This is a genomic window from Rothia sp. CCM 9417, from assembly GCF_048513575.1.
Taxonomy (GTDB): domain Bacteria; phylum Actinomycetota; class Actinomycetes; order Actinomycetales; family Micrococcaceae; genus Rothia.
This window is the reverse complement of the sequence record NZ_JBLXXT010000003.1, coordinates 26,583-39,994: the sequence shown is the minus strand read 5'-3', so window position 1 is coordinate 39,994 and position 13,412 is coordinate 26,583. Positions and strand designations below refer to the sequence as shown.

The 13,412-nt window shown below is 57.6% G+C and carries 8 protein-coding genes; 2 read left to right on the top strand and 6 right to left on the bottom strand.

Annotated features, from left to right (window positions below; genetic code table 11):
* Positions 1-69 precede the first annotated feature (69 nt).
* Both ACN082_RS05445 and ACN082_RS05440 read right to left on the bottom strand, forming a co-directional pair.
* Entirely contained in the window at positions 70-3,213 is a 3,144-nt protein-coding gene (locus tag ACN082_RS05445; RefSeq protein WP_419099838.1) for a fibrinogen-like YCDxxxxGGGW domain-containing protein, read from the bottom strand.
* A 5-nt stretch (positions 3,214-3,218) separates the two neighbouring features.
* The gene (locus ACN082_RS05440; RefSeq protein WP_419099837.1) at positions 3,219-3,815 is read right to left on the bottom strand and encodes a hypothetical protein; all 597 of its coding nucleotides are present in this window, start codon (positions 3,813-3,815) and stop codon (positions 3,219-3,221) included.
* 545 nt (positions 3,816-4,360) lie between these two features.
* On the opposite strand from ACN082_RS05440, the gene mfd reads away from it, so the two are divergent.
* A complete protein-coding gene (gene mfd, locus ACN082_RS05435; protein WP_419099836.1) occupies positions 4,361-8,002 on the top strand; it encodes a transcription-repair coupling factor in 3,642 nt (1,213 codons plus the stop codon).
* Positions 8,003-8,090: 88 nt separating this feature from the next.
* On the opposite strand, the gene ACN082_RS05430 is transcribed toward mfd, so the two are convergent.
* The 4 genes from ACN082_RS05430 to ACN082_RS05415 all read right to left on the bottom strand — a co-directional run bounded on the left by ACN082_RS05430 (position 8,091) and on the right by ACN082_RS05415 (position 11,809).
* Complete coding sequence (locus tag ACN082_RS05430) at positions 8,091-8,417, bottom strand: hypothetical protein (RefSeq protein ID WP_419099835.1); 327 nt, start codon at positions 8,415-8,417, stop codon at positions 8,091-8,093.
* Between the two features lie 88 nt (positions 8,418-8,505).
* Positions 8,506-9,198 carry a deoxyribose-phosphate aldolase gene (gene deoC / locus ACN082_RS05425; RefSeq protein WP_419099834.1) on the bottom strand — a complete coding sequence of 231 codons (693 nt, stop codon included), beginning with the start codon at positions 9,196-9,198 and terminating at the stop codon, positions 8,506-8,508.
* 22 nt (positions 9,199-9,220) lie between these two features.
* Positions 9,221-10,909, bottom strand: coding sequence for a phospho-sugar mutase (locus ACN082_RS05420; protein ID WP_419099833.1), 1,689 nt, complete (start codon positions 10,907-10,909; stop codon positions 9,221-9,223).
* A 75-nt stretch (positions 10,910-10,984) separates the two neighbouring features.
* Positions 10,985-11,809, bottom strand: a complete 825-nt coding sequence (locus ACN082_RS05415; RefSeq protein WP_419099996.1) for a purine-nucleoside phosphorylase — start codon at positions 11,807-11,809, stop codon at positions 10,985-10,987.
* Positions 11,810-11,983: 174 nt separating this feature from the next.
* On the opposite strand from ACN082_RS05415, the gene ACN082_RS05410 reads away from it, so the two are divergent.
* On the top strand, positions 11,984-13,399 hold the full coding sequence (locus tag ACN082_RS05410) for an NAD(P)H-quinone dehydrogenase (RefSeq protein ID WP_419099832.1): 1,416 nt from the start codon (positions 11,984-11,986) through the stop codon (positions 13,397-13,399).
* Positions 13,400-13,412: the final 13 nt, after the last annotated feature.

The following is a 13,412-nucleotide window of genomic DNA, read 5'->3' as shown; positions in this document are numbered from 1 at the left end:
TAGAAAATCCTGCTCATCAAAGGGAAACCTTTGGGGAGCAGGATTTTCTATTCTTTGCCCGAGCAGCCTCTAGCGTGTTACCAGAGTTGCATCCATATCGAAGGTGGTAGGTTCGCCACGACGGTGGGAATGAACCTCAACCGCGATGACGTTCTTACCATCTTTGAGATCCTTAGACGGAATGGTGATAGTAAGCGGGTTAGCTTTTGCATCAGCATAAGAAACTCGTGCAAGAGCAGCCGTCCTGGGGTAGGCATTGGCAGGGAGGTTCTGACGGGCCACTTCCTTGCCATTGACATAGATAGCGATGCCATCATCAGCGTAGGTAGTCAGGACCAGCTCCTGGTTGGGGGCGGGGTTCAAGGTGAACTCCTTACGCAAGAAGAAGGACGAGGGCTGGGTGAAGAAGTTGAAGGTCAGCTGGGTCTTCAGGCTACCTTCACCCCAACCGATTGAAGTTGGTGCCGTGTACCACTGCCAGGCGGTGTTGTACCTGTAATTGGTATCGCGCCAGCTACGGTCAAAGTCACTGAAGAGGTGAAAAGCTACCCGCCAGTCATCTCCAGAGGCAATGATTTTTTGGTCGGCTGGTTTCTCCGGCCCAACCGGTTCCACCGGGTCAGCTGGAGCCGGATTATCTTCAACATCGGGTTGTTCTGGGTCAGCGGGAGTGTCCTCCCCAATGGGGGGAGCCACTGGGTCAGCCCCATCGGCGGGCTGATCAGGGTCCTGCCCGGGCTCCGGCTGATCCGGTGGGGTAAGCGGGTCCTCGCCTGGTCCTGGTTCCACAGGTGGGCTTACCGGGGCCTTGGTGGGTTGGGGCTGGTCTGGGGGAGTCACCGGGGACTCCTCAGCGGGTGGGGTAGTGGGCTCCGCTGGTGGGGCCTTGACTTCTGCCAGGGCAACAGGGGTTGTCTCAGAGTAGTTGCCTACGTTATCGACTGAGCGTACAAAGTAGCGCGCATCATCTGTGTGAGCAACCGAGTAGGAGGTACCCTGAGTGACTGTAGCAATCACGCGATCGTTGCGCAGTACCTGGTAATCGGTGCGGCCGGCAGTGTTGCTGTCCCAGGTGAGTTGGTCATTAGTTCCGTCTGAGGTGACCTGCAGGTTGCTAGGTGCAGCAGCTGCAGTAACATCCTGGGGAGTGAAGCGAGCAAAGCCCACCGTTGCTTGGGTACCGTTTGCGCCTCGGGAACGGGTGATATCCCCACCCACCCATAGGACACCGGTGGAATCGAGGAAGGAGGCCCAAACGCCATACCCTCTTGCCCCGGCAAGATCGGGTGCGAACTCTGGTAGCAGGTGACCAGACTGGGCGTCAAAGGCGGCGATTAGCCGGATTCGGTGGATATTAGAAGAGGTCTCCCAAGGGCTGCTGTACTGCTGGCCTCCCTGATAAATCCAGTCACCACAGTGACAGGAACCGTAGATAACGTTAGCCTGCGGGTCAAAGCTCAGATCTTGGAAGTCTCCACCCTTTTTAGTGATAGAGGATGAGCGTCGAGAAAGATCGGACTTATCGTATTGGGCAATGAGGTGCTCAGCACCACCGGCCCAGATGGAGTCCCCCGTGTCCTGAACATCAAACTGGAAGCCGTCGCTGGGGTAGGGCCTATCGGCCCGGTGGGATAAGGCCCAATTCCAGCTTTTAGCCAGAGTGCCCTCGGTGGTTTTTAGGTAGGCCAGCTTTCGAGAGGGCTGGCCGCTGACTGTGGTGAAGTAGCCAGCAAGGGCTACCCCGTCATCGCTGGCTGAGATGCCGTTAACGGTGCCGTTAGTGGCAGGGCGCCAGCTAATATCAACTGTCCCGTCGCTCAAGGAGAACCTGGCGGCGTTACGAGAGTATGCGTAGCTGAGGCGGTTGGCACCCTTGACGTGAGTGAAAGCACCACCGATGTAAACATAATCGCCGTGAACTTCAATGGTTTTGACTACGGGAACTCCAGAGGCCAGCCTATTTTCAATATCCCAGTCTAGGGAGGTATCTGTTTGACCTGTAACCGGGTCTAAAATGACAAACCCGTTGGCTGGTTTTCCGTTGACTCGGCTGAACTCGCCACCTACGGCCAGCAGGTTATTGGGCAGGGCCGCCAAAGACTTGATTTGCCCATTAAAGGTGGGGGTGAAGGTGCGGACTAATTCGGCTGTGTTGACGTCGTAGCCCGCAATGAAAGCCTGGTTAACGGTTTCGCCGTTGGCGCTGACAACATTCTTGAAGTCCCCTCCGGTGAAGACAGTGTTGCCGACCTGAGCAATGGCCTGGACTCGGGTGTTGAGCTCAGAGACAACACCGGTGCCTGAGTCTTCGGAGGTTCGCCAACGCATAGAAGCCGTGTAGCTGTTGGGCAGTTGACGGTTGGTCTCAGCGGGTAATCCGCTATCACCGATGGCCTTAAAACCCGCCGTGTTCTGAGTAATTCGGGGGCGGATAAAGACCTGGGTGAAGGCTATGGGCGGGGTGCCGTAGCTCGGTGACCAGAGGTAGGAGGTGGCTGATGAGCTACCCCACACACCGGCCTTGTAGGCAAAACCATTCTTCCACCCATAGGTTTTAGAGGTGGTGAAATCAAGAGTGTTGAAAGAACCCCAACTGCCTACGCTACCTAGGGAGGCAGGTGTGCTGTAGTTAGAACTGGTGAAGGGGGGATTCTCAAAACGAATGTCTGACCAGTTGGCTGTGGCGCGTAGGGCCCAACTCCACTTTTCTGTCTGTGAGCGTTTGGCGTAGGTATTCTGCCAGCTACGCCCATTCATGTCTGCTGCGCGACGGAAGCGGATTCCATCCTGTAAAGAATCAACTCTTTGTCCATTGAGAAGTTGATCCACTTTTTCTGATGAGAGCTGGACGGGGGTGAAGGCAGTTGAGCCTTCAGGCTGAGTATAGAGCTCAGAGGCATCGCCGCGACCATAGTAGTCCTCAGCCCAGCCTTCTCGCCCTCGGCCGATGAGAACCCAGCCGCCGCCGTCTGTTTCCTGATCACAGTAAAACTTTTCTGGGGCGTCCATGGAGGGGGTATAGAGCCAGTAGGTTCCTGACTTTGCAGCGGGGTCGTTTTGTTTGACCTCCCAGCAGGAGGCAGCGGCGGTTTCCGAAGACAGACCGTTAGGGGCAAAATCATTGGTGGCTGTTGCTCCGGGGAGTAGGGAGACACCTAGGCCTAAGGCAAGAGCTCCTACTGAGATCTTGGTGATGAGTGATGGTTTTTTCATGTCTGTTAGCAATCTGCGTTATTGGGGAAATCTTGGGAGGCTATTTTCCAAGTCCCTTTGTCTTCGATCAGGGTAAAGATGTTCAGGGAACGTGTGGCCTGGGCCGAGTTCATGAGGTTTCCGGAGGAGTCAAATACTTTGACTTGGGATGAATCAAGGCAGACTTCGAGAATCTTTGCTTTCTGGCCCTGATATTCGCCGTCGGCAATTTTGGGTGTACCGATGACCTTGGAGCTACCTTCTACATGCCAGCCACTCATTGCGTATTCGGTGGCAGTGGCAATGTACTGGTCGAGGGCGCTACCGGTGGTCATGGCTTCTAGCTGCGACATGGTTTCAGGAGAGACATAGGAGCTAGGCTCGGCCAGGGCCTTGTCGTCCTGTGCGGTTGAACCCTCGGGAGAGAGCTCTTCTGCTCCTGACACATCAAGGGGCGGAACCTTGGAGAGAGCCTCCTCAACCTGGTTGTAGAGCTCTTCGGTTTTCTTTACCTCGTCTGCATCCGACTTCGCTTCAGTGGCCTGGGCTAAAGCACTTGCTGCCTGGTTATTTTCGGGCAGAGCCTCTTCCGAGCTATTTGAGCTAGCAGATGGCTGTGCCAAAGCAGAAGCGCTCCCGGGCGCGCTTGTAGCATTTCCTGAGGCCTTGGTAGCAGATACCGTAGCTGAACTGCTGCCTGAAGTTTCAGGGGTGGTCATTGACCCGCAGGCCGTCAATCCCAAACTGGCTGCTAATGACGCGGTGAGGGCTATAGTCCGAAAGGGAGATATAGCGGGGAAAAAGGATAGAGAGGTCCCTAATGTGTTCATGTAGTCCCTTAAGATGGTGCGAAATAAGCTAGCGCCCCCGGGACATGTGCGAGAAGATTTATAGGAAACCGGAGGTGAGCTAGACACTTCAATTTTACCGGTATAACCCCTGTAAAAAATCAGGTTACTTGGTAGTAACTTGTGGGGACAAGGCAATAAATTCCTCACCAGGGAATGTATCTAAAGTATGTCAATGCTGGGGATAAAATCCCCCAAATATGGGGGCAAGAGTTACTGCCGGCTAAGACCCCTTCAATGGCCTACATCACCCTACCTTGGCAGGGGGCCGCCTATGGGATAATGGGGGCTGCACTAGAGGTCTGATCGATGGAGCGAACATGTCATTGCGTGGTATCACCGCCGCCCTGAGCCAGGAACCGAGTTATCGGGCTATTAGCAATCAGGCTTTTGCAAGCCCATCATCACGTGTTGATGAGTTCATCATCGGTGCTCCCGATGGAGCCCGCCCCTTTGTGCTAGCGGGTTTGGCTGACCAACTGAGTGCCTCCGCACCAGAAGCTACTCAGCCTGTCCTGCTCGCAATTACAGCCACCGATCGAGAAGCTGAAGACACCGCAACAGCTCTTGGCGCTCTGGTAGAGCCCGGGGCAGTCCAGCTCTTTCCTGCATGGGAAACCCTGCCCCATGAACGGCTCTCACCCCGAAGCGATACCGTAGGACAAAGGCTCTCCGTTTTGCGTGCGCTCCATCAAGGAGGCCCTCAGGCCCCCCGTATCGTGGTGGCACCCATTCGCTCGGTCCTCCAGCCGCTGGTTGCTGGTCTTGAAAAGATGCGCCCGGTTTATCTCAAGCTAGGCCAAGAACAAGACTTCGATGAGCTCATCAAAACCCTGGCAAACGCCGCCTATTCACGGGTTGACTTAGTCTCTAAGCGAGGAGAGTTCGCTGTTCGAGGCGGAATCATCGACATCTTTTCCCCTACTGCCGCCCATCCCGTACGCGTCGAATTCTTCGGCGATGAAGTGGAGAGCATCCGTTACTTCTCGATAGCTGACCAACGAACCCTTCCCGGACAGGAGCACCCCCAAGAACTTGTGGCACCACCCTGCCGTGAACTGCTTATAACCCCGGCGGTCATGAGCAAAGCAGCCCGTCTCAAAGCCAGTTTCCCGGGGGCAGCCGCCATGCTTGAAAAAATTGCAGGCGGTATTTACGTAGAGGGTATGGAGTCCCTCATCCCCTTACTGGTTGACGACATGGTGACCCTGCTCGATCACCTGCCTGCTGGCTCCCTGCCCCTTGTCTTCGAACCTGAGCGGGTGCGCTCGCGAGCCCACGACCTGGTAGCAACCAACGAAGAGTTCCTCCTTGCTGCCTGGGACTCAGCTACCGAAACCTCCCAGGCTCCTATTGACCTGACTGACCGCAGCCCCCAGGAGCTGAGCCAAGGTGGATTCAGGACCGTTGCCTCAATCCGTGATGAAGCCCTTGCCCGAGGCTTTGGCTGGTGGGCCATGACTGCACTGGGTGTAGATGATGCGGTCGATGACGGCATTGACTCCGTTCAGCTTGCTGCACGTGCCCCGCACACCTACGCGGGCAACGTCAACGAACTGCTCACCGAGGTCGGTAAGAAGATTAAGGCCGGCTGGCGGATCACCGTCGTGACGGACGGCCCCGGCCCGCTAGCCCGCTTACTCGACCTCTTCCAGCAGGCTGAGATTCCGGCATCACGGGTCCAAGACCTGACCAATCCACCCGAGCCCGGCATGATCGAGATGACAACCGCTAGCATGGGGCGCGGCTTCATGATGGACACCGAGCGGCTCGGTCTGCTCACCGAGGCGGATATCCTGGGCCGTACCAGCCCCTACGCTACCCGCGATTTGCGCAGTGGCAAGCTACCGGTGCGCCGCCGAAAGAACGCGGTAGATCCCATGTCTTTGAGTGCGGGGGACTACGTAGTGCATGAACAACACGGTATCGGTCAGTTCGTGGAGCTGATTCAGCGCCCCATTGCCGGGGCCACAGTCACCCCGGGCCAGCCCAAGCCCATGAAAGAGTACCTGGTACTGGAGTACGCCCCCTCTAAGCGGGGCGGCCCCAAGGATAGGCTCTTTGTGCCCAGCGACCAGCTGGACCAGGTCTCTAACTATGTGGGCGGTGACGCTCCGGTACTCTCTAAAATGGGCGGTTCCGACTGGGCCAAGACTAAGTCAAAGGCCCGCAAAGCGGTCAAGGAAATCGCCGCTGATCTCATTAAACTGTATTCTGCCCGCCAGGCCTCGCGCGGTCATGCCTTTGGGCCCGACACCCCCTGGCAGGGTGAACTGGAAGAAGCCTTCCCCTATAACGAGACACCCGACCAGCTCTCGGCTATCAACGAGGTCAAGGCCGACATGGAGAAAGAAATCCCCATGGACCGCCTGATCTCGGGGGATGTGGGCTACGGCAAGACCGAAATCGCTGTGCGTGCCGCCTTCAAAGCCGTTCAAGATGGCAAGCAGGTGGCAGTTCTGGTCCCCACCACCTTGCTGGCCCAGCAACACTACGAGACTTTCACCGAGCGCTTCTCCGGCTTCCCCGTCTCTATCAAGGTGCTCTCCCGCTTCCAAAAAGCTAAAGAATCTGCCGAAACCATCGAGGGAATCAAGCACGGCTCCGTCGATCTTGTGGTGGGCACCCACCGGATTCTGTCCGAGTCCATCGAATGGAAGGACCTGGGCCTGGTCATTATTGACGAGGAACAGCGCTTCGGGGTGGAGCATAAGGAAAAGCTCAAAACCATGCGTACCAACGTGGACGTGCTAGCCATGAGCGCCACCCCCATTCCTCGCACCCTGGAGATGTCACTGACCGGTATCCGGGAGACCTCCACCCTGGCCACCCCGCCTGAGGAACGCCACCCGGTTCTCACCTTTGTTGGCCCCAAGACCGATCAACAGGTAACCGCCGCTATCCGCCGGGAGCTCATGCGCGAAGGCCAGGTCTTTGTGGTTCATAACCGGGTCGCCACTATCGAAGAAACCGCCAACGAGATTCAGAAACTGGTGCCCGAGGCCCGTATTGCCGTTGCGCACGGGCGCATGAGCGAGTCCCGGCTGGAAAAAATCATTGTGGACTTCTGGGAAAAGAAGTTCGATGTGCTCGTCTCAACTACCATTGTGGAGACCGGCCTGGATATCTCCAACGCCAATACCCTGATTGTGGACCAAGCCCAGAACTACGGGTTGTCCCAGCTTCACCAGTTGCGCGGGCGTGTAGGCCGTGGCCGTGAACGCGCCTACGCCTACTTCCTCTACCCGGTAGAGAAGATGCTGAGCGAGGTCGCCCATGAGCGCCTTAAAGCTGTTGCTACCCACAACGAGCTGGGCGCGGGTATGCGCCTTGCCATGAAAGACCTTGAGATTCGCGGGGCTGGTAACCTGCTCGGTGGTGAACAGTCAGGGCATATTGCAGGTGTTGGCTTTGACCTCTACCTGCGTCTGGTGGGGGAGGCCGTAGCCTCCTTCCAACACGGAGATAAAGAAGAAACACCCGCCGACATCAAGGTGGACCTACCCGTCAACGCTCACATGCCCCACGACTACGTTTCCTCCGAACGCCTGCGTCTTTCTGCCTACCGTCAGATTGCTCAGGCTCAGACCGCTGAGGAACTGGGCGAAGCCCGGGAAGAACTCATTGACCGTTACGGCCAGCCCCCGGCCCCCGTGGAGAATCTCTTTAAAGTTGCCTCCCTACGCCACCGTGCTCGGGCTGTGGGTCTGGAGGAAATCGTCGCTATGGGACCCAAGATACGGTTTTTCCCAGTCAATGACCTGCCAGAGTCCCGCCAGATGCGCCTAGAGCGTATGTACCCCGGCTCAACCTACCGGCAGATTCCCGGTACAGAGAACTGGCAGATTCTTGTTCCCCGCCCCAAGACAGCCCGGCTTGGTGGCAAAGACCTGGTAGATGAAGCCATCGTGGAGTGGACTGAGCAGTTTATCCACGCCATCTTTGAGGCAGGTACGGCTTAACCCCTAGCTGGGGCAGCTGTAATAAAAAGGGGCTGGCCCACCATGACGGTGGGCCAGCCCCCTTTGCCTTGCCTTGTGCTAGCCGAACTTACTTAAGGAAGAGATCGCTACCGCCGGTGTGCACGCGCTCATTGGTCTTAGAGGGAAGAATCCAAAGCGGAACCATGAAGGTTACACCGTAGAGAATAACGGCAACCATCCACCAGACCCAGCCGCCCTCGGGGTACATGCCCAGGGTATAAAGGCAACCCAAGAGCATAACAAAGCAGAGAACAAAAAGGGCGATGTTTGAGCCAAGCTCCTTGGTGCCGGAGTACTGGGGGGCGCCGCTCCGCTTGCGATTACCAGATTCCAGGCCCAACGATTCAACGTTGGACCGCTTCTCGGCTTCTTGCTGCTCAGTGGCATTATCCATGAGAAATCCTTTAGTGGGATGTGTGTGCTTTTATAGATAGTATAGGTGTTCAGCTAGAGGTTTGCACCCCTACGGGGGCCCCGCGCTTTTAGTAGGCCCCAGGTGTTTCCTGCCCCGCTTCAATGATAGCGATACCCTGAGAAGCACCGATACGGGTAGCGCCAGCCTCAATCATGGCCAGCGCATCTTGGCGGGTGCGCACACCGCCAGAAGCCTTAACACCCAGGTCGGGGCCAACGGTCTTGCGCATGAGGGCAATGTCTTCAAGGGTGGCACCCGACGCTGAGTAGCCGGTGGAGGTCTTCACAAAGTCAGCACCTGCCTCAACAGAAGCCTGGCAAGCCAGAACCTTCTGCTCATCGGTGAGCTCAGAGGTTTCAATGATGACCTTAAGCTGGGCGCCACCTGCGTGGACGGCATCGGCTACAGCCTTAATATCTGCAACCAGGGCCTCCTTCTTGCCGGCCTTGGCATCGGCAATGTTGATGACCATATCTACCTCAGCGGCGCCTGCCTCAACTGCGGTTTTAGCCTCAAAAGCCTTAACCACGGTGGCGGAAGCGCCGAAGGGGAAGCCCACTACAACGCAGGGAAGGGACTGAGAGCCGGCTAGCTCTTCAGCCAGGACCGGTGCCCAAACTGGGTTAGCGCAGACGCTGGCGAAGCCGTAGCGCTTGGCTTCGGAGCAGAGCCGGCGGACGTCCTCTTCGGAGGCGCTGGGAGCCAAAATGGTGTGGTCAATCATGGCGGCCAGCTCGGCCTGGGTAAGTTCAAGAGTCATGGTTTCTCCTTGCAACGTGGGCTTAGAGGCCCAGCGCGATTTTCATATCTTCGGTAATGCGGGCAAGCCGGTCTGCGGCTATCGAACGGGCCTCTGCTACGGATTCGGTAACGGGCACAAGGACTTCAAGGTAGCACTTGAGCTTGGGCTCGGTGCCAGAGGGGCGCACAATGACGCGCGATGAGTCTTCGGTATAGAAGCGCATGCCGTCGGTCGGGGGCAGAGCCTCGCTACCCTGGGTCAGGTCATCACTGACAGTCACCGGCGAACCTGCCAAGTCCTGAGGAGGTGCGGTGCGCAGGCGCTTCATCATGGCCGGAATCAGGGCTAAATCATCAACGCGCACCGAAAGCTGGTCGGTAGCGTAGACACCGTGTTCACGGGCAATCTCATCGAGAAGGGCGGGGAAAGAAGAAGCAGCATCCTTGAGTTCCTGGGCGTAGTCGGCCATGACCAGGGCGGCAGAGATGCCGTCCTTATCGCGGACCTGGGCATGATCGACGCAGTAGCCCAGGGCTTCTTCGTAGCCAAAGGTTAGGTCCTCAACACGGGCAATCCACTTGAAGCCGGTGAGGGTTTCAACGTGCTTGACTCCCGCGGCGCGGGCCAGGGCGCCCATCTGGCGGGAGGAGACAATCGAGTTAGCAAAGGTTGCCTGTGCCGGATCGGTCAGCTGAGCCAGCAGACGAGAGGCCAAAATAGTGCCTGTTTCGTCCCCGCGGAGCATACGCCAGGTGCCCTCTTGCCTGATGGCAAAGGCGGCGCGGTCAGCGTCTGGGTCGTTAGCGATAATCAGGTCGGCATCAATGTGCTGGGCAAGGGCCATCGCTAGGTCCAGGGCACCGGGCTCTTCTGGGTTGGGGAAGGCCACGGTCGAGAAGTTAGGGTCCGGGTCAGCCTGCTCAGGGACCAGAGTGACATTCTTAAAACCGGCCTGGTTCAGCACAGCAAGAGCGGTCTTGCCGCCCACGCCGTGCATGGGGGTCAGAACAATCTTGAGGTCCCGTTCTTTGGTTTCCACCAGGGGAGTGACCCTGTTGATATAGTCGGTGGCAAGGCTTGCGGGGAGTACATTCCAGCCCTCAGCAGCCAGCACAGGGGCTTCAACCGCCGCGATGGAGGCGGCAATATCACCGTCATAGGGCGGAATAATTTGGGCACCGCGCGCACCGGGTTCAACGGCGGCCCCACCGAGGTAGACCTTATAGCCGTTATCGTTGGGCGGGTTGTGGGAAGCTGTGACCATGACCCCTATTTCTGCCCCGTATTCGCGGGTGGCCCAGGCTGTAACAGGGGTGGGCAGGGCGCTGGGCATGAGGTGGGTCTCGATGCCTGCGGCGGTGAAGATAGCGGCGGTATCGGTGGCAAAGATATCGGAGTTCTTACGGGCATCAAAGCCCACGACGGCCGAAATCTTCTCCCAGCCCTCCGCCCGTGCTCGTGCTACCGCGTAGTTAGCTATCCCCTGGGCAGCCCGCTGAACAACCACACGGTTCATACGCATGGGACCTGCCCCCAGCTCAGCACGTAGACCAGCGGTACCGAACTGTAGAGTCCCGCTAAAGCGGTCTGCCAGGTCAGCGGCAGCATCTTGGCTGCCGGCCTCTACCTGCGCAATGATGCCCTCAAGCTGGCTTTTGGTCTCCGCGTCGGGGTCAAGAGCTACCCAGGCGCGGGCTTGCTCAAGAAGCTGGTTAATATCTGGGGTCATGTGTGTTCTCCAAGGTGAGAGGTGTCAAGCCCCGGCAGAAAGTATGCCGGGGCCGGTGATGGGATAAGCCCGGGTTTAGAGGGCCGCAATAATATCTGCCAGCAGGCGCGAGATGCGGGGGCCAGCGGCCTGGCCAGCCTCAATAACCTCAGCGTGGCTCAGAGGGGTCTCCTGGATACCTGCGGCCAGATTGGTAACCAGTGAGATACCAAAGACTTCAAGGCCTGCGGCGCGGGCGGCAATGGCTTCAAGAGCGGTGGACATACCCACCAGATCAGCACCTAAGACACCGGCCATGCCAACTTCGGAAGGAGTCTCGTAGTGGGGGCCAGGGAACTGCATGTAGACCCCTTCTTGCAGGCTGGGGTCAATACCTTTTGCCAGGTCGCGGATACGCGGTGAGTATAGGTCGGTCAAATCAACAAAGTGGGCACCGGTGAGTGGAGACGCTGAGGTGAAGTTGATGTGATCGGCAATCAGCACAGGCTCACCGGCTGAGTAGGCCGGATTGAGGCCACCGCAGCCGTTGGTCAGAATCATGGTCCGGGCACCGGTTGCAGCAGCGGTACGAACACCATGGACCACGGCTTCAACACCGCGCCCCTCGTAGTAGTGGGTGCGGGCACCGATGACCAGGGCACGCTGACCGCCGGGGGTCAAAATTGAGGTAATGGTCCCGGGGTGGCCAACCACGGCGGCCTTGTGAAAGCCCGGAACCTCATCGGCGGAGAGGACGTGGGTTGCCTCACCAATCAGGGAGGCGGCTTGACCCCAGCCTGATCCGAGCGTCAGTGCCAGATCATGCTTTTCTACACCGGTTTTCTCGGCAATAAAGTCAGCTGCTTCGCGGGCGCGAACAAGCGCCGGGTGCGAGGGGTCAGCGGTGGATACGGAGGAAATATTTGAATCATTCAACACCCTATCTACGGTACCAAACCCGCCCGCCACCCACCTATATCTGCGAGCACAAAAGAAGTAGCCTTACCCGGTAAGCAGTGAACACTCAGCGGGCTACCGCAACCGCCTGCACCTCTTAAGTTGAGGGTTCCTGCGATGTAGGACACAATATAAGGTGTGACTCTAAAAACAGACTACGCATCACACAAACTCGTCATTCTTGGTGGAGGCCCCGGTGGCTACGAGGCCGCCCTGGTAGCCGCAAGCCACGGTGCCGATGTAACACTGATTGAAGACAAAGGTATGGGCGGTTCGGCCGTTCTTACCGACGTTGTGCCATCCAAAACACTGATTGCAAGCGCAGATGCTCGCAACCGCTTCGGTAAGGCCCAAGAACTAGCTATCTCGGTGGGGGAGGACGACTCTCCGCCCCCTATCTCGGTTGACCTGGCAAAGGTCAATGAGCGGCTACTTGCTCTGGCCCACCAGCAGTCCCAGGACATCAAACGAACCCTGGAACGTAGTGGGGTCAAGATTATCCATGGGAGGGGTAAGCTCGTTGACAAGCACACCATTGAAGTCACCGACAAGACCGGCCTGGTCTATGAGCTTGCAGCAGATTTTATCCTCCTTGCAGTAGGAACTCACCCCCGTGAGCTACCCACCGCCCAGCCAGATGGTAAGCGAATCCTTAACTGGACCCAGCTTTACCAGCTTGAAAAGCTCCCCGAAGAGCTAATCGTTGTTGGCTCTGGTGTCACCGGTGCTGAGTTCGCTTCAGCCTACAAGGGCCTGGGTTCATCGGTTACACTGATCTCCTCGCGTGACCAGGTTCTTCCCGGCGAAGACCAAGACGCCGCAACCGTTCTTGAAAATGTCTTTGAACGCCGCGGCGTCCGAGTTATGCCGCGTTCGCGGGCCGATGCCGCCTGCTACAACGAGGCGGGTGACGGCGTTATCGTAACCCTGGGGGACGGGCGTAAGGTCTCTGGCTCCCACGTTTTGATCGCCGTGGGCTCGATCCCCAATACAGAGAACCTGGGCCTGGCTCAGGCAGGGGTTGAGGTCAACGAGACCGGGCACATCAACGTGGACCGCGTCTCTCGTACCAATATCTCCAATATCTACGCCGCAGGTGACTGCACAGGTGTTTACCCGCTGGCATCAGTTGCGGCTATGCAGGGCCGAGTAGCTGTGTCTCATATGATGGGGGACACCGTTAAGCCCTTGCGAACCCATCAGGTAGCGGCTAATATCTTCACCGCCCCCGAGATCGCCACTGTTGGCGTCAGCCAGCGCGAAATCGAGCAGGGCAAGTACCAGGCCGATATGGTCATGCTACCGTTGGCCACTAACCCGCGTGCCAAGATGATGGCTGTTGAGGATGGCTTCATCAAGATTTTTGCTCGCAAACATTCGGGCACCGTGATCGGTGGTGTTGTGGTTGGTCCGCGAGCCTCGGAGCTCATCTTCCCGCTGTCCTTGGCTGTGGATAAGAAGTTGCACGTCGATGATATTGCCGAGTGTTTCACGGTCTACCCCTCCTTGACCGGCTCTATCTCAGAAGCCGCCCGTCAGCTTCACACCAAATAAAAACCCATAGATA

What these genes read in the sequence shown, in the direction of transcription:
- ACN082_RS05445 (WP_419099838.1), bottom strand. Translation starts at nt 3,213, where the DNA reads ATGAAAAAACCATCACTCATCACCAAGATCTCAGTAGGAGCTCTTGCC.
- mfd (WP_419099836.1), top strand. Translation starts at nt 4,361, where the DNA reads ATGTCATTGCGTGGTATCACCGCCGCCCTGAGCCAGGAACCGAGTTAT.
- ACN082_RS05430 (WP_419099835.1), bottom strand. Translation starts at nt 8,417, where the DNA reads ATGGATAATGCCACTGAGCAGCAAGAAGCCGAGAAGCGGTCCAACGTT.
- deoC (WP_419099834.1), bottom strand. Translation starts at nt 9,198, where the DNA reads ATGACTCTTGAACTTACCCAGGCCGAGCTGGCCGCCATGATTGACCAC.
- ACN082_RS05420 (WP_419099833.1), bottom strand. Translation starts at nt 10,909, where the DNA reads ATGACCCCAGATATTAACCAGCTTCTTGAGCAAGCCCGCGCCTGGGTA.